Source organism: Rhizobium sp. CF080 (assembly GCF_000282095.2).
Classification (GTDB): Bacteria; Pseudomonadota; Alphaproteobacteria; order Rhizobiales; family Rhizobiaceae; genus Neorhizobium.
In genome coordinates this window covers 180,186-196,336 of sequence record NZ_AKKC02000002.1, presented here as the reverse complement: position 1 = coordinate 196,336, position 16,151 = coordinate 180,186, and the positions used below count along the sequence as shown (strand labels likewise).

Genomic DNA, 16,151 nt, shown 5'->3' with positions numbered 1-16,151 from the left:
GCCTCGTGCTTCGCTGGGCGTTCCCTCATATCGAATGTCCGTCCCTCCGCCGAATTTCTGAGAGACCGCTCCTCAGTTCAGCTTGACCTCCCAACCACCGAGGAATTCCTCCGAGGGCTTCAGCCTGATTCGAAAGCGAACGGCCGTGTCGAAATCTTAACCACTCGTTGACTCAGTGCTTTAGTGATTTTTAATATTCGCACGTGCTATTGGATGCATGCAGCGCAATGCGGACATGACGTCTTCTGCAGCCTTTGGGCCCAATCAACAAAGCTGGAATCCGTCATGCTCGCACGCCGACCGAAGGAGAGCCGTGAAGGCAACTCCGTTTTCATCGCCACCTCGCTGCTCCTGCTTGTCGCTGTGATCCTGGGCGCGATAGGTGCTCATGTCGTTGATCGCATGCGCAGTTCCGCGAACGCGCTCGATGACAACAGAGCCATTCTGGCGGCCGAGGCGGCGGCCTCCTCGTTCAAGGAGAAACTTGCCGCAACCGTGCGGGACAACGCTGTCTGGGATGAGGCCTACAAGGCGATAACGCAGGGCGACCGCGAGGGCTGGGTTTATGAGAACTGGGGCAAGACCAGCGAGGACTACGCCCTCTATGACGGGATAGCGCTGACGGCCCCGGCAGGCGGTAGCAGCATCGCCTATTTCAAAGCCGACATAATAGATGCCAACGAATATCTCGGGGCGAAATTTCAGGCGCAAACGGAAGCCGCTGCTCGGCCCGGCATGGACCCCGTCGTCAACTTCTTCAGAAGCGGCGATGATATCATCGCGGTGGCATCGGAAGCGGTTCAGCCATTTGGATCACAGGTGCAGGACCCGGGCTACTATGTCCTCAGCTTCTTCAAGACTCTGACCTCTGAAGTCGTGGCCGCAATGGCCAAAGAACATCAGCTACCAAAACTCCACATAACCCACAGTGCCGGGGGCGATCTTTTGAATTTGCCGCTCCTGGATGTCGATAGGGTTGAGGTCGCACGTTTGGCGTGGCCGAGTGCCGCGCCGGGAAATGCGATTTTTGATGAAGTGCGCCCCTTTATCGCCGCGGCGGTCGCAATCCTTGGCGTCTATTTGGTTGGCGTCCTGTTTGCAGGCTGGTCGGAAACGCGTCGCTTGAGGAGCTTGGCGGATCGCGCCCGACAAGAAGCCACGCACGACAGTCTCAGCGGTCTTTTGAACAGGCTCGGTCTCATCGAAAGACTGGACCGGTTCATGCAGGCCAACAAGAGCCAGATGCTGGTCCTGCACCTTATCGATCTCGACGGCTTCAAAGCCGTCAACGATGCCTGGGGGCACGCGATCGGGGATCGGCTGATCAGGCTGGTGGCGGAAGCCCTGCGCGATATTCATACCGACGTAGCTGGTGTCGCCCGGTTGGGCGGTGATGAATTCGCCCTGATTCAGCTTGGCTCGGCAAACCTCGCCGAGCTTGACAATCAACTTCTTGAACGTCTCAAAAAGCCGTTTCTCATCGAAGGCCGCACTATCGAAATCGGCGCAAGCATTGGTGTTGCATCCCGTGACGACGCACAGGATGCGCATGAACTTCTCCGTCGGGCAGATATGGCCCTTTATGAAGCCAAGGAAACGGGCAGGGGATGTGCTGTCACCTATCATCCGGATCTTGATCGCCGGCGTGAGAAGATAGCGGTTTTGGAAAGCGAGCTTCGGCGAGCCCTTCAGAACGATGAGATCCAGCCGGTTTTCCAGCCTTTGGCTTCAGCCGCTTCGGGCGAGATCACAGGCGTGGAGGCACTGGCAAGATGGAGGCGCGCCGAAGGAGCAATCGGCCCGGATGCGTTCATACCTCTGGCGGAGAAATGTGGATTGATCGATATCCTGGGCCTCCAGATGCTTCGCAAGTCCATCGTTGCGTCGGAGGCGTGGTGTCCACTCTCCTTGTCGGTCAATGTTTCTCCGATCCAGCTATGCAATCCCAATTTTGCGGGGGATGTGCTCGCAGTTCTGAAAGAGGAGGCCTTTGATCCTTCCCGCCTGACGCTGGAGATCACCGAAGCGGTTCTGATGTCGAACCCCGAGCAGGCACGACGCTCCATCACTGCCTTGAAATCGGCAGGCATCCGGTTTGCCCTGGATGATTTTGGCTCCGGTTATGCCAGTATCGGCACGCTCCGCGAGTTCGGCTTCGACCGGATGAAGATCGATCGTTCCCTGATTCAAGCCATGGATGACGGCAGCACCGGCCGGAACGTCCTGACGGCCACGATCTCGTTGGCAAAGGCCCTCGGGATTCCAGTCACGGCTGAAGGCATCGAATCCACCGATCAGGCGGACGCTCTTCGAGTTGCCGGTTGCGATCAGCTGCAAGGTTACCTGGTGGGCAGGCCCATGGGGCGAGACGAGCTTGTGTCCTGGCTGGCTTCATCGATTGCCGCATGAGGATTTTCTTGTGACACGGCCCCTTAAGCCGACTGCTGTTGTCTGATTTCGTCGAACGGCAGCTCGACTGTGAAGGTCGTACCCTGTCCCAGGATGCTCTGGACTGAGATCGATCCCCCATGCAACTCGACAATTTCCTTCACGATATTGAGGCCGATCCCCGTTCCCGCGATTCCGGTGGCGCTACGGGCGCGAAAGTAGGGCTCGAACAGTTTCGGCAGGTCGTCTGCATCCATGCCGATGCCGGAGTCGGTGACGCTGACCAGAACCCGCCTCCCGTCTTTCCATCCGCTGATACGGATTTTGGAGCCGGCGGGTGAATACTTTACCGCATTTGACAGCAGGTTGGAGAAAACCCGCTCTATTGCGGCCCTGTCGATCATCTGCAGCGCTGGAAGCGCTTCGAGATCATGGCTGATCGTGTGGCTCTTGCTGATCTCAGCTCGGCTTGCGACGCATTGGCGAAGGATAGCACCGAGCGAACTGGCCTCCTTGTTGATTGCAATGGTCCCTGTCTCCAGCCGCCCCGCCGCGAGGATGCTTTCCATCAGTTCGACCATCCGGGCGACGGCGCCCTTGATCTGCAGAGCCTTGCCCTCCAGGAATTGCGGAGTGACGGCCGTCTTTGTCCGCGTGAGCCGTTGGGCTGCTCCGTCGATCACCGCCAAAGGCGTCCTGAATTCGTGCGAGATCATCCCCACGAAGCGGCGCTGCAGCGCATTGATCCCCCGTTCATGCTGGAGAAGGCGGTCCAGCTCGATGTTCTTTTCCTGAACTTCCGCCGTCCTGGCCAGAACGATCTTCTCGAGCTCGTCCCGATGTTGGCGCAGTCTGCGCTCGCTCGATTGGAGCGCTTTCAGGGCAAGCTGGCGGTCGTGGACGTCCTCGAGGAGGCCATACCAGCGGACGACCCCGCCGTTGACGTCGAGACGGGGCGCCGCACGGTTCCGATACCATCGGTACCGCCCTTTTGCAGTCCCGATCCTGTAGATCATGTCGAATGGAGCGCCGGTCTTGACTGCGGTCTCCCATTTCTCGACCACCTCGGGCAGGTCCTTCGGGTGTAAGGTCTTCTCCCACCCGCGCCCCAGCGCTTCCCCGACCTCTCGTCCGGAAGCGTTCTGCCAGCCTGGGCCGACTTCGATGACGTTCCCTTCCGCGTCAGCCAACCACGGTATTTGGGGATGCAGTTCGACAAGGGAGCGATAGTGTTCCTCACTTGCCCGTAGGACCTGTTCGGCGTGACGAAGTTTGGTAATGTCGGAAATGACGACAACGACGACCGGTTTCTTTCCGCCGGGCACTGGTACGAAAGACCGCCGCTTGTGCGTGAAAAGCGTCCGGGTCGAACCATCCGGCCCGGTGACCTCCTCCTCGAACCGCCGTTCCTCGCCGGTCGCCAGCACTTCTGCATCCACCTTCTGGATTCGTTCGGCTTCCTCCGCAGGCAGGAAGTCGTGGTCTGTGCAGCCAAGCACGTCATCGAGATTCACGCCAAACATCTCGCAGGCCTTGCTGTTGAGGAACAGGAAGCGCGACTCTTCATCCTTGATGATCGTAGGTCCTGGCGCGCCCTCGAACAGGTCCTCCAGAAGTGTGCGGTGAGGTGTTTGCAGGTCAGAGCCGATGGCGGAGTGATGGTTCATTTTGCTGGCGCCCCACTGTACTCGCACAATTTGATGGATGCCTAATGTACAATCGGAGCGTTACCGAATACTGAAACCGATGGTAGTGTTTTGTCCTACAAGAAATCGGAGAAGACCTGCGATTTGAAGCGGGCGCGGGCGAGGATCGAGAGTACGATTGCTCTCAGGCCTATCCCGGCCCCTGCTCCAGCACCTCCTTCAACGTTCCGACAAATGTCTGCGCCGCAAGCGACAAAGGGCGGCGTTTCGGAATGATCATGCCAACAGAAACCGGAATTCGCGGTTCGAACTGGCGCACGGCGATGTGGTCGAATTCGTTGGCATCCCAAACCGAGAAATGGTCGACAAGCGCCACGCCGCGTCCCCGTTCCACAAGGCGGCGGATAAGCTGGCTCTGGTTCGAGATCAGGTAGTTCGAAGGACGCACGCCCTCGTCGGAAAGCGATCGGAAGATCGCGGCTCCGAAAGGCACCGACCTCGGATATGTCACGAAGGGCTGGTCGGCGATGTCGCTCGCCAGAATAATCCTATGCTTCGCGAGCATATGGTCCGGCGGCATGATGCAGACCATGGACGAGGTCTTGAGCGTCTGCGTCATCAGGTCGGACTCGTGTTCGGGATGGTGCACGAGGCCGAAATCGTAGTTCCCGCGGCTGACATAGGAGTGGATCTTGTCGGAATCGAGCAGGTCCACCTGGACCTGGATTCCGGGATAGAGATTGTTGAAGCGTTCGACCGCCATCGGGATAAGAGCCGTGCTGAACGCCGACAATATGCCGATGTTGACGTAGCCCTGCGTCATGGCCGTGAGGTCGAGCGACAGATTTTCGAAGACTGTCAGCTCATCCATCAGGCGCGCCGCATGGGCGAAAAGCAGCTCCGCTTCCGGCGTTGGACGCAGCCGGCCGGCACTACGTTCGAAGAGTTTTACACCTGCGAAATCCTCCAGCTGTTTCAGGGATTTGCTGGCATTCGGCTGGGTGGTGTGCAGCACAAGGGCCGCTTCCGTCACCGAGCCGGTCTTCATGAAGGCCGCAAGTGTGTCGAGATGCCTGAGCTTGATCCGTCGCATATGTCGCACTCCACGAACATTCCATTTTGGCATGGAAAGCTTGAATAATTGAATTTTACAAACTTGAGGAGTCAATTTTAGATGTCGCTCATGACAGGCAAGGCGTCGGCGTGAAGCCGGTACCACAGCGCAAAAGACCAGAGCATCATGGGCAATATCAGGGTCGGCATCGATGTCGGCGGAACCTTTACAGATTTCACGGTCCTCGATGACGAGACCGGAAACATGCGCCATTTCAAGGTGTCCTCGACGCCTCACGATCCGTCCGAGGCGATCGAGACCGGCATTGCCGGCTTTGCCGAGCGGGGCCTCCAGGCCACCGACGTGGTCCATTTCGGTCATGGCACGACGGTCGCGACCAACATGGTCATCGAACGGCGCGGCGGAAAGACCGGCCTCCTGACCACCGAAGGTTTCCGCGACGTACTCGAGATCGGTCGCCAGACCCGTCCCGACCTGTTCGACATGAGCGTTCGAAAGCCGGACCCGCTGGTTGTCCGTCCGCTTCGCCTCGAAGTGACGGAGCGCCTCGGCCCGGCGGGCGAAGTCATCATACCCCTCGACGAAGCGGGCGTCGAAGCCGCCGCGGAACGCTTCAAACAAGAGGGCGTAGAGGCCGTCGCGATCGGCTTCCTGCATTCCTACAGCAACCCGGCGCACGAGCGGCGCGCCGGAGAAATCATCCGCAAGCGCCTGCCCGGCGTTTTCATCTCGCTGTCGAGCGACGTCCTGCCCGAGTTCCGGGAATACGAGCGCATCTCGACCACGGTGATGAACGCCTACCTGATGCCGCGCATGGACGGTTATCTCGATCGCTTCATGACGCGATCGCGCAAGGCGGGTATCGAGGCCAAGCCCTATACGATCCATTCCAATGGTGGCCTGATGTCCACCGAGACGGCGCGCAACTACCCCGTCCGGACCTGCCTTTCCGGCCCTGCTGCCGGTGTTGTCGGTGCGTCCCTCGTGGGCAAGGCGGCGTCCTTCCCCGACATCGTCACCTATGATGTCGGCGGCACCTCCACCGACGTCGCCCTGATCGCCAACGGCAAGCCGGCCTATTCCACCGACCGCGATGTGGCCGGTTATTCGATCCGTTGCCCGATGGTCGACGTCAACGTCATTGGCGCCGGCGGCGGCTCGATCGCTTGGCTCGATGATGCCGGCGGCCTGAAGGTCGGCCCGCAGAGCGCGGCAGCCGTGCCCGGGCCTGCCGCCTACGGCAAGGGCGGAACGGATGCGACCATCTCAGATGCCAATATCGTGTTGCAGCGGCTCAACCCGATCGCGCTTCTCGATGGGGCCATGCCCGTCGATCGGGAGGCGGCCCTCAAGGCCGTCGGCGCCGTCGCCGAAAAGATCGGTCGCTCCGTCGAGGATACGGCCTGGGGCATCATCCGCATCGCCGTCGCCAACATGGCGCGCGCCATCCGGGCGGTATCGATGGACAAGGGGCATGATCTCAAATCCTTCGCGCTGATGGCTTTCGGTGGCGCCGGCCCCCTCCATTCCTCGCTGGTGGCTGCGGAAACCGGCCTTAACACGGTCATCATTCCGGAATCCCCCGGCACGATGTGCGCCCGCGGTGTGCTTCTGTCCGACGTGACGCGCGATTTCGTTTCCACGCAGATCAAGCGGGTTCAGGGCGAAAGCTGGCTCGACATCCGCTCCGCCCTTGAAGGTCTGGAAGTCCAGGCACGCGAATGGCTCGAAGCGGAAACGATCCCGGATGAGAAGCGTGCGCTCCAGCATATCGCCGAAGCTCGCTATGCCGGCCAGAACCATGAAATCCGCGTCGAGGGCATTCTCTCCACTGCGGAAGACTTCAATGCCCGTTTCGCCGAAGCCCATCGCGTCGTCTATGGTTATGCGCTGAACGACCATCCGGTCGAGATTGTCAACCTGCGCGTCCAGGCGATCGGTCATGCGGGCCGGCCGCTCCAGACGGTACCGGGCGTTGCCGGCACCATGAAGGACGCCATCGTCGGAGAGCGCGAGGTCTATATCGATCCGCAGACCGGATGGCGGACCGTGCCGGTCTACAAGCGCGCTTCGATGCCGCAGAACGAGAGGTTCTCCGGACCCGCGATCATCGAGGAACTGACCTCCACGACCTACGTGCTTCCCGGCCAGTCGGGCGTCGTCGACGCCTACGGCAACATCATCCTCAGCTTTGTGAAGGACCGTGCGTGATGCAGCAGCACGTCAGACAGCCGCGCGAATTCGACGCCATCGAGATGGAGGTCTACTCCAACCGGTTCATGTCGATCACCGACGAGATGGGACTGAGCCTCGTGCGCTCGTCCTTCTCGACCAATATCAAGGAACGCAAGGACTGCTCGGTCGGTCTTTTCGACGGTGGTGGCCGGCTGATCGTGCAGGCGTCCCATATTCCGGTCCACCTCGGTTCGCTGCAGGGCGGCGTCGCGGCGGTTCTGGAAAACTACAAGCTTGAGGACATCAGGCCGGGCGATGCCTTCATCTGCAACGATCCGTATCTCGCCGGCGGCTCGCACACGCCGGACATCTCGATCCTGACACCTGTTTTCTACGAAGGCCGGCTCTGCTTCTTCGCCGCCAACCTCGGTCATCATTCGGATGTCGGCGGCGGCGTTCCCGGCTCCTGCGATCCCAGCCAGACGAGCATCTTTGCGGAAGGCCTGCGCATCCCCGTGCTGAAGATCGCCCGCGAAGGGGTTCTGGACGAGCAGATCGTCAAGCTCATCAGCACCAACAGCCGCGATCCGCTGGAGCGTATTCTCGACCTCAAGGTGCAGATCGCTACCAACGAGATCGGTCAGCGGAAACTCGTGACGCTTGCGGACCAGTTCGGGATAGCGACTGTCGAGAAGGCGATCGATGACCTGATCGCCTATTCGGAAAGCCGTCTGCGCAAGCGTATCAGCGATCTTCCCGATGGCGTCTACAGGGGCGAAGCCTTCATCGACGGCGACGGCGTCGGTTACGAGCCCTGCCGCATCGAGGTGGCGATCAAGGTCAAGGGCGACGGCATCACCTTCGATTTCACCGGCACCGATCCTCAGGCGCGAGGTGCGGTCAACATTCCCAAGACCGCCCTCGACGCCACCTGCTACTACACGATCAAGGCGCTGCTCGATCCGGCGCTGCCGCCGAACGAGGGCATGGCACTTCCCGTGACGATCGTTGCGGAAGAGGGCACGCTGGTGCGTCCGAAATTCCCGGCTGCCGTGGGCATCCGCTCGACCAGCTGCCAGCGTGTCGTCCGCGCCATTTTCCAGGCCTTTGCCGATGTGCTGCCGAGGGAGAAGGTCTTTGCCTCCTCGGCCGACATGAACGCGACGATGATCTTTTTCGGTCCGCACAAGACGCGCGAAGGCAATTTCGTCTACCTCGAAACCGTCGGTGGCGGTGCGGGTGCAAGCCTTGACCACGACGGCATGAACGGCATTCAGGTGCATATCACCAACACCTCGAACCTGCCGGCCGAAGCGCTCGAAATCGAATATCCGCTGATGGTGCGCCGCTATGCGCTCGCCACCGGCTCGGGTGGTGAAGGCCAGACGACGGGCGGCATGGGCATTGTCCGCGAAGTGGTCGCAATGACGGATGGCGTTCGGGCGAACGCATCCTGCGAAGGCCTCCGGACGCCGGCAGACGGTGTCTTCGGCGGCGGCCAGGGCGAGGTTGCCCGGCTGAAATTCGCGAATGCCGACGGGACGGTCAAGGAATACGACATCTCGATCACCAACATCCTGATGAACCGCGGGGACAGCCTGTTCCTGCAAACGCCGGGCGGCGGTGGCTTCGGCCGCGCTTCCTGAATTCCCTTTGGAGAATGAATAACATGGCTCTCGAAAACCTGACGCCGAGCGACGAACAGATCAAGTCCGCTCCGAACCCGAACTACCTGGAAGGCGACTATCTGAAGGGCGTCCTGGAGATGACCTTCCGTGACGGCAACCCGGTTGCCGAAAAGCTGGTCGATGAAATCTTCTCTTCGCGCCAGATCGACTCCATCTATCTGGTCGGTGCCGGCGGCTCGAACTCCTATATCGAGCCGGTCAAATACATCCTCGACAAATATTGCGACCTCAGGATCGAGCGCATCAACTCGACGGAACTCGAAACGCGCCGTCCGAAGCCCGTCAATGAAAAGGCCGTCGTGCTCCTCACGTCCCATAACGGTGAGACCGAAGACACGGTCGTCGCCGCCCGCTGGGCCAAGACGACCGGCGCCGTCACCGTGGCGCTGACCTCGGGTCACGACAGCGGCCTTGCGAAGATCTGCGACTACCTGCTGCCCTACAGCAAGGAGTTGCCGGGCATGCCGAAGACGATGATCGCCTATCTCTTCGCCGCCCATTTCCTGAAGCGCCTCGGCAACCCGGTGGGCGCCCAGCTCATCGCCGATCTGGAAGCGATGCCGGCCAAGCTGCACGACATCAAGAATGCCGAGCGCGAGCGCGGCATGGAACTCGCCCGCCGCTACAAGGACGAGAACATATACTATGTTCTTTCGAGCGGCATTCTGTCGGCGCTGAACTACCAGTATTCGATCTGCATCTTCAACGAGATGCTGTGGCTCGACGCGTCCGACATCCATTCGGGCGAATTCCGCCACGGCCCGTTTGAGGTCGCCGATCCGGAGATGGCCTACGTCTTCCTGATGGACAACGGCGAGAACCGCAAGATCGACCAGCGAGCGCTAAAGTTCACCCGCCGCGTCACGGACAAGATCATCACCTTTGATGCCGGCCGCTACGAGGACGTCTCGCCGCTGCTGTCTCCCTTCGTGATTGGCGTCACCTGGTACTGGTTCGCGCATACGCTCTCGGTTCTGCGCGAGCATCCGCTCAGCGTGCGCCGCTACATGTGGAAAGTCGACTACTGATGACGAAGACGTCCGCCCACATCGCCTTCAATCCCGGCGCGAGAGTTTCGCGCCGGGTCGGGCTGCGCGATCGGCGGATGTCCCACCCGTCTCGGCACCGCACGACAGGGAAGGCGGTCGGGGAATGATGACGCCGGACAAGACATATTCGGGCCTCAGGGTCCTCGGACTGGGCGACAACGTCGTCGACCGTTACCTGCATGCGGGCAAGATGTACCCGGGCGGCAATGCGCTCAATTTTTCGGCCTACGCCAAGATGCTCGGCGCGGATGCGGCTTTTCTCGGTACGTTCGGTACGGATACCGCCGGACGCCATGTGCGCTCCACGCTGGAAGAGCTTGCCATTCCGACATCGCTCTGCCGGATTGTCGAAGGCGAGAACGGCCATGCGGATGTGCGCGTCGTTGATGGAAACCGCGAATTCGTCTTTTCCAACAAGGGCGGCGTCGCGCGCGAAAATCCCTTCACGCCAGACCAGGCCGATCTAGACTATATTGCCGGTTTCCGCCTCGTGCACACGAGCTGCTACAGCCATCTCAATCCGCATCTGGCGGCATTGAAGGGCGCGAGCGCCCTGCTTTCCTATGACTTTTCCTATCGCTGGCAGGTGGACGATCTGATCGGACCCGTAACGCCGCATCTTGATTTTGCAGCGCTTTCGGCGGGCGACGTCGGTCGTGAACGCGGTCTTGCTGTCCTGCGCGAAGCCGTTTCCAACGGTTGCAGCCTGGCCTTGGCGACCTTCGGACCGGAAGGCGCCACGGCCTATAACGGCGAAGACTTCGTTTCGGTCATGCCAAAGCCTGCCAATGTCGTCGATACGCTCGGCGCCGGCGATGCGTTCATTACAGCGACACTCCTTTCACTGCTCGCGGCAGGCTGGACGCGCGGCAGCCGGCCTTCGGCGGACGCCATCGCTATCGCCATGGAAAAGGGCAGCAAGTTTGCAGCCGAAATCTGCGGGATCGACGGTGCGTTCGGCTATGCCGCTCCCATCCCCACCAACGAACACGTCTGAGAGGAGGTCGGATGCTCGAAGTCAGAAACCTCTCGATCGCTTTCAAGACCAATACCGGGCTGAAGTCGGCCGTGCGCAATATCGATTTCACCATCCGGCCGGGCGAAATCCTCGGGCTCGTCGGTGAAAGCGGCAGCGGCAAGACCATCACCTCGCTCGGTGTGATGGGGCTCCTGCCGCCGAACGCGGTGGTCACCGGCGGCGAGGTTCTGGTGGACGGCATCGACATCCTGAAGCTGCCGCCGGCGGAACTGCGCAAGCTGCGCGGCAGCCATATCGCTATGATCTTCCAGGATCCGATAGCGTCGCTCGATCCGATCTTCACCTGCGGCGACCAGATCATCGAGGCCATCCTCCTGCATGACCCCATCGGCCGCGCGAATGCGCGCCGGAAGGCTCGCGACCTGCTGGAAAAGGTCCTGATCCCCGATCCCGATCGCGCCATGCGGGCTTATCCGCACGAGCTGTCCGGCGGTCAGTGCCAGCGCATCATGATCGCCATGGCGGTCGCCTGCCGGCCACGCATCATCATCGCCGACGAGCCGACCACCGCGCTCGACGTCACCGTGCAAAAGCAGGTGCTCGACCTGCTCCGCGAATTGAACGGGGAAGTTGGCGCGGCGATCCTGCTGATAACCCACGATCTCGGCGTCATTTACGAAGTCGCCGATCGCGTCGTGGTCATGTATGCCGGCGACAAGATGGAGGAGGCGACGACCGCGGATCTCTTCGCCGCCCCCCGAAACGACTACTCCAGGGCGCTGATCGATTCCATGCCGTCGCTTGGCCGCGATGCCGAACGGCTGCCGGTGATCGAGCGCGATTCATCGGGCAAGGTGCGCAGCGTCCGGCCGGAACCGCGCCCCCGCCCCGCGTCCTCGGGACCCATTCCGGCAGCGGGCGATCGTCCGCTTCTCGAAATCCGCGATCTCTGCAAGTCCTACTGGGTCAAGCCTTCGCCTCTCGCCATGCCGGTCGAGATGCGTGCCGTCGATCGCGTCAGCCTGTCGATCGCGCCGCGCACGACGCTCGGTCTCGTCGGCGAATCCGGCTGCGGCAAGAGCACGCTCTCCCGTGCAGTCATACGGCTCTACAAGCCCGACTCGGGCCAGATTTTCTTTAAGGGCAAGGATATTGCGGGGCTCTCGGAAAAGGAGATGCGGCCGTTCCGGCGCGAGATCGCCATGGTCTTCCAGAACCCCTACGGTTCGCTCAACCCGCGCCAGACGGTCGCCCAGATCGTCGAGGCACCGATGGTGATCTTCGCGGACGGTGACGCATCGAAGCGTCAGGGGCGGATACGGTCGCTGCTTGAAGCCGTTGGCCTGCCCGCCACGGCGGCGCAGAAATATCCGCATGAATTCTCCGGCGGGCAGCGGCAAAGAATTGCCATCGCGCGTGCGCTTGCCCTCAACCCGTCGCTTGTCATCTGCGACGAAGCGGTCTCCGCGCTCGACGTCTCCGTCCAGGCCCAGGTGCTGAACCTGCTCAAGGACCTGCAGGCGGAGTTCGACCTGACCTATCTCTTCATCTCCCATGATCTCTCCGTGGTCGAGCATGTCAGCGACACCGTCGCGGTCATGCAGAAGGGCAGGATCGTCGAATACGGACCTGCCGCGGAGATCTTCGGCAATCCTAAAGAGCCCTATACCCGCATTTTGCTGGATGCCGTGCCGACCGTCGGTTCGCTGCGCGGCGGAAAGGAGGGCGCATGAACGCCTCGATCGGGGCTCTGCTCCTTGCCGCGCGAAAGCTCCTGACGGCCTTAGTCCAGCTTCTGGTGGTCGCTACACTGATCTTCTCCGTCATGTACATCATGCCGGGCGATCCCGTGCTCCTGCTCCTCGGTGCCGACAGCAATCCGTCGCCGGAGGCAATCGCCTCGATGCGCAGCCAGCTCGGCCTCGACCAGCCGGTGGTGTCCCAATATTTCGTCTGGCTCTGGAACGCGCTGCATCTCGATTTCGGCAAGTCGCTGACCAACGGTTATCCGGTCGCCAACTACGTGATGCAGAACCTGCCGCGCACACTCGAGCTCGCATTTGCGGCGATCGTCATTGCAACGCTCATCGGCGTTCCGCTCGGCATTGCGGCCGCACTCAAGCGGGGCAGCATGCGCGATACGGTGCTGACCTCGCTCGCGACGATCGGCATATCGGTGCCGGTCTATATCATGGGCACGCTGCTGGTGCTGTTCTTCAGCCTGAAGCTCGGCTGGCTTCCGGCAAGCGGCTACACGGATATCTCGCGCAACGCGCTGGAGCATTTCCGCAAGCTGGCCTTGCCGGCGCTGGCTCTGGGCTTCGGTCTGGCCGCGTCGATCGCCCGGATGACGCGCTCCTCCATGCTGGAAATCCTCGGCCGCGATTTCGTCCGCGCGCTGCGTGCCAAAGGCATGTCCGAACGGCGGATCATTTGGCAGCACGTCCTGCGCAATGCCGCGATCCCGATCGTCACGATCATCGGCCTGCAGCTCGGTAACCTCATGGGCGGCACGGTTCTCGTCGAAGCCATGTTCAACTGGCCGGGCCTCAGCACGCTTCTCGTTGGCGCCGTATCGGCGCGTAACTATCCTCTGGTCCAGGGGGCGATGCTGGCCATCGCGGCGGCGTTCATCCTGATCAACCTGGTGGTGGAGCTGCTCTACAGCCTGCTCGACCCGCGCATACGGAGGAAACGCTCGTGATCCCCGAGGCAATTCTCCGCGCGACCCGCAACCAGCCGTCCTTCCTTGCCAGCATCGTGCTGCTCGTCGCGGTGGTCTTCATCGGCGTCTTCGGCAGCTGGCTTGCTCCGCAGGATCCGTTCCTGCTCAATCCGCAGACGGTCAATCAGGGCAGTTCCACGGCCCACTTTCTGGGCACCGACGAATTCGGCCGCGATCTGCTGAGCCGCCTGCTGATCGGGGTTCAGCCGACCTTGCTGGTGGCGATCGGCGCGACCGTGATCGCCGGAGTTCTCGGAACCATGATCGGCATCGCGGGCGCTTATGGCCGGCCGCTGATCGCATTCCTGATCATGCGCAGCGTGGATATCATGCTGAGCTTCCCGCCCATCCTTCTGGCTCTCCTGGCGGTCGGATTCTGGGAAAGCGGAATCTTCAGCCTCGCCGTCGTTATCGGCGTTCTCTACGTCCCGCATTTCGCCCGCGTCGCGCACGCCGCCACGCTGCAGGTCTCGCGGATGGAGTTCATGGAGGCCGAACATGCGATGGGCGCGTCAGCCCGCCGCGTCGTTTTCACCGCCATCCTGCCGAACATCCTGTCGCCGCTGGTCGTGCAGGCAACGTTGACGGTCGCGGCCGCCATCCTTCTGGAATCCGGCCTGAGCTTCCTCGGCCTCGGCATCGTGCCGCCGGAGCCGTCCTGGGGCCAGATGATCGGAACCGCGCGCGGCTATCTCGGCCAGAACCCGATGTACGTGATCTGGCCATCTCTTCTTCTCGCCTTGACGGTGCTTGCCATCAACGTGGTGGGCGACCGGCTGCGCGACATTCTCGATCCACGACTCAGGGAGGAGTAACGGACATGGCAATTTCTCATCAACAAACAGAAGCAAAAAAGGGGTACAGCATGAAAAGGAAGATCTTCGGGCTCGTCTTGGCCCTGGCATCGAGCGTCTTCGCTCATCAAGCGCTGGCGGATGGCGGCACGCTCTATTTCGGTATTTCCGGCGAGCCGTCGACGCTTGAAAGCACCATCAATGCGGGCACGCCGGCGCGCACCATCCGGCTTGCGATCCATCGCGGCCTCTTCAACTACGGCGCCGACGGCAAGCTCTCGCTGGAGCTCGCCGAGAGCTACAACGTCGCTCCGGATGCGCTCAACTATACGTTCAAGCTGCGCGACGCGAAGTTCCATGACGGTTCTCCGGTCACGTCGGCGGACGTCAAGGCGTCCATCGAGCGCATGACCGCCAAGGACAGCAAGGCGACCTACCGGAACGAACTCGGCGTCATCCAGTCGATCGAGACGCCGGACGCCAAGACCGTGAAGCTGGTGCTTTCCAAGCCGTTCGTGCCGTTGGTGCATTACCTGGCGCTTCCGGAATCGGCGATCATCCCGGCCGCCTGGATCAAGGCGCATGGTACGGACCCGAATGCGGCGCCCGTCGGTGCCGGCCCCTTCAAGTTCGCCACCTGGGAGCGCGGCCGCGAGCTGACCGTCGAAAAGTTCGACGGCTACTACAAAAAGGGCAAGCCGCATCTCGATGACGTGCACTACGTCTTCTACGGCGACGAAAACACCCGCGTGAACGCGCTGAAGTCCGGCGACGTCGATATCATCGACTACGTTCCGTGGAAGGATGCCGGTTCGATCGAAGGCAGCTCGGACCTGAAGCTGGCAAGCACCACCGGCCCGTTCATGATGCTGCAGTTCAACACCAAGTTCGAGCCCTTCTCGAAGCCGGAAGTGCGGCAGGCGATTTCCTACGCAATCGACCGTGCGACCGTCATCAACACCGCCTTCAACGGCCGCGGGACCCCACTGTTCGGCATCGCAATCCCGGAAGGCTACATGGGGTATTCGAAGGAAAAGGCGAACTTCTTCAAGTACGACATCGCGAAAGCCAAGGAACTGCTCGCCAAGGCAGGCTATCCGGACGGTTTCGAAGCCCGGCTGCTCGCCACCTCGCAATACGGCTTCCACAACAACACCGCTATCGCCGTCCAGGCCGAGCTTGCCAAGATCGGCATCAAGGCGAAGCTCGATCTCCCCGACTGGTCCGGCCGTATCGCCAAGAACAATGCGGGTGACTACGACTTCCTGGTTGCCGGCACGGCCGGAGATATCGCCGACCCCGACTGGCTCAGCAACTTCTTCTACGGCGGCCAGCAGCTGGTGCGGCTCAACAACTCCGCCTACTTCAACGACCCGGTCATCAACGATCTCCTGGACAAGGGACGCGTCACGCTCGATGCCGGCGAGCGCGAAAAGATCTACGGCCAGTTCGTGGATCGCGCCCTCGAACAGTCGCCGTTCGTCTATCTGATGTGGCGCGACCAGAGTTTTGGCCTCAACAAGAAGGTCAAGGGCTTCACCAATATCCCGGGCTTCCTGACCTTTCAGTCCGGCATAACCGTCGAGAATGTCGAAGTGGAATGATCCGGAGAACGGTCGTTCTCAGATCCTA

At 61.3% G+C, this 16,151-nt stretch carries 11 protein-coding genes; 9 read left to right on the top strand and 2 right to left on the bottom strand.

What is annotated here, in order from left to right; all coding sequences use genetic code 11:
• Window positions 1–285: 285 nt before the first annotated feature.
• Complete coding sequence (locus PMI07_RS02100; protein WP_007755212.1) at window positions 286–2,409, top strand: EAL domain-containing protein; 2,124 nt, start codon at window positions 286–288, stop codon at window positions 2,407–2,409.
• Window positions 2,410–2,432: 23 nt separating this feature from the next.
• On the opposite strand, the gene PMI07_RS33455 is transcribed toward PMI07_RS02100, so the two are convergent.
• Together PMI07_RS33455 and PMI07_RS33885 are read right to left on the bottom strand one after the other, a co-directional pair.
• Window positions 2,433–4,055: an ATP-binding protein gene (locus tag PMI07_RS33455; RefSeq protein WP_007755210.1), complete on the bottom strand. Its 1,623-nt coding sequence runs from the start codon at window positions 4,053–4,055 to the stop codon at window positions 2,433–2,435.
• Window positions 4,056–4,224: 169 nt separating this feature from the next.
• Complete coding sequence (locus PMI07_RS33885; protein WP_007755207.1) at window positions 4,225–5,127, bottom strand: LysR family transcriptional regulator; 903 nt, start codon at window positions 5,125–5,127, stop codon at window positions 4,225–4,227.
• 147 nt (window positions 5,128–5,274) lie between these two features.
• Here PMI07_RS33885 and PMI07_RS02085 point away from each other — a divergent pair, with 147 nt between their 5' ends.
• From PMI07_RS02085 to PMI07_RS02050, 8 genes are all read left to right on the top strand, one after another.
• Window positions 5,275–7,320 carry a hydantoinase/oxoprolinase family protein gene (locus PMI07_RS02085; protein WP_007755204.1) on the top strand — a complete coding sequence of 682 codons (2,046 nt, stop codon included), beginning with the start codon at window positions 5,275–5,277 and terminating at the stop codon, window positions 7,318–7,320.
• Window positions 7,320–8,930, top strand: coding sequence for a hydantoinase B/oxoprolinase family protein (locus PMI07_RS02080; RefSeq protein ID WP_007755201.1), 1,611 nt, complete (start codon window positions 7,320–7,322; stop codon window positions 8,928–8,930). The genes PMI07_RS02085 and PMI07_RS02080 overlap by 1 nt, the downstream gene beginning before the upstream one ends.
• A 23-nt stretch (window positions 8,931–8,953) precedes the next feature.
• The gene (locus PMI07_RS02075) at window positions 8,954–10,000 is read left to right on the top strand and encodes an SIS domain-containing protein (protein WP_007755198.1); all 1,047 of its coding nucleotides are present in this window, start codon (window positions 8,954–8,956) and stop codon (window positions 9,998–10,000) included.
• A gap of 124 nt (window positions 10,001–10,124) precedes the next feature.
• Window positions 10,125–11,018 (top strand): fructoselysine 6-kinase, encoded by an 894-nt coding sequence (locus tag PMI07_RS02070; RefSeq protein ID WP_051484073.1) that lies wholly within the window; start codon window positions 10,125–10,127, stop codon window positions 11,016–11,018.
• Between the two features lie 11 nt (window positions 11,019–11,029).
• Entirely contained in the window at window positions 11,030–12,733 is a 1,704-nt protein-coding gene (locus tag PMI07_RS02065; RefSeq protein WP_007755194.1) for an ABC transporter ATP-binding protein, read from the top strand.
• Complete coding sequence (locus tag PMI07_RS02060; RefSeq protein ID WP_007755192.1) at window positions 12,730–13,704, top strand: ABC transporter permease; 975 nt, start codon at window positions 12,730–12,732, stop codon at window positions 13,702–13,704. Before PMI07_RS02065 ends, PMI07_RS02060 begins: the two co-directional genes overlap by 4 nt.
• On the top strand, window positions 13,701–14,540 hold the full coding sequence (locus PMI07_RS02055; RefSeq protein WP_007755190.1) for an ABC transporter permease: 840 nt from the start codon (window positions 13,701–13,703) through the stop codon (window positions 14,538–14,540). The genes PMI07_RS02060 and PMI07_RS02055 overlap by 4 nt, the downstream gene beginning before the upstream one ends.
• 50 nt (window positions 14,541–14,590) lie before the next feature.
• On the top strand, window positions 14,591–16,123 hold the full coding sequence (locus PMI07_RS02050) for an ABC transporter substrate-binding protein (protein ID WP_037085045.1): 1,533 nt from the start codon (window positions 14,591–14,593) through the stop codon (window positions 16,121–16,123).
• The last annotated feature ends 28 nt before the right edge of the window (window positions 16,124–16,151 follow it).

Excerpts from the sequence above, each read along its gene's own strand:
- PMI07_RS02070 (WP_051484073.1), top strand. The coding sequence starts at position 10,125 with ATGATGACGCCGGACAAGACATATTCGGGCCTCAGGGTCCTCGGACTG.
- PMI07_RS02100 (WP_007755212.1), top strand. The coding sequence starts at position 286 with ATGCTCGCACGCCGACCGAAGGAGAGCCGTGAAGGCAACTCCGTTTTC.
- PMI07_RS02050 (WP_037085045.1), top strand. The coding sequence starts at position 14,591 with ATGAAAAGGAAGATCTTCGGGCTCGTCTTGGCCCTGGCATCGAGCGTC.
- PMI07_RS02065 (WP_007755194.1), top strand. The coding sequence starts at position 11,030 with ATGCTCGAAGTCAGAAACCTCTCGATCGCTTTCAAGACCAATACCGGG.
- PMI07_RS02075 (WP_007755198.1), top strand. The coding sequence starts at position 8,954 with ATGGCTCTCGAAAACCTGACGCCGAGCGACGAACAGATCAAGTCCGCT.
- PMI07_RS02085 (WP_007755204.1), top strand. The coding sequence starts at position 5,275 with ATGGGCAATATCAGGGTCGGCATCGATGTCGGCGGAACCTTTACAGAT.
- PMI07_RS02060 (WP_007755192.1), top strand. The coding sequence starts at position 12,730 with ATGAACGCCTCGATCGGGGCTCTGCTCCTTGCCGCGCGAAAGCTCCTG.
- PMI07_RS02080 (WP_007755201.1), top strand. The coding sequence starts at position 7,320 with ATGCAGCAGCACGTCAGACAGCCGCGCGAATTCGACGCCATCGAGATG.
- PMI07_RS33885 (WP_007755207.1), bottom strand. The coding sequence starts at position 5,127 with ATGCGACGGATCAAGCTCAGGCATCTCGACACACTTGCGGCCTTCATG.
- PMI07_RS33455 (WP_007755210.1), bottom strand. The coding sequence starts at position 4,055 with ATGAACCATCACTCCGCCATCGGCTCTGACCTGCAAACACCTCACCGC.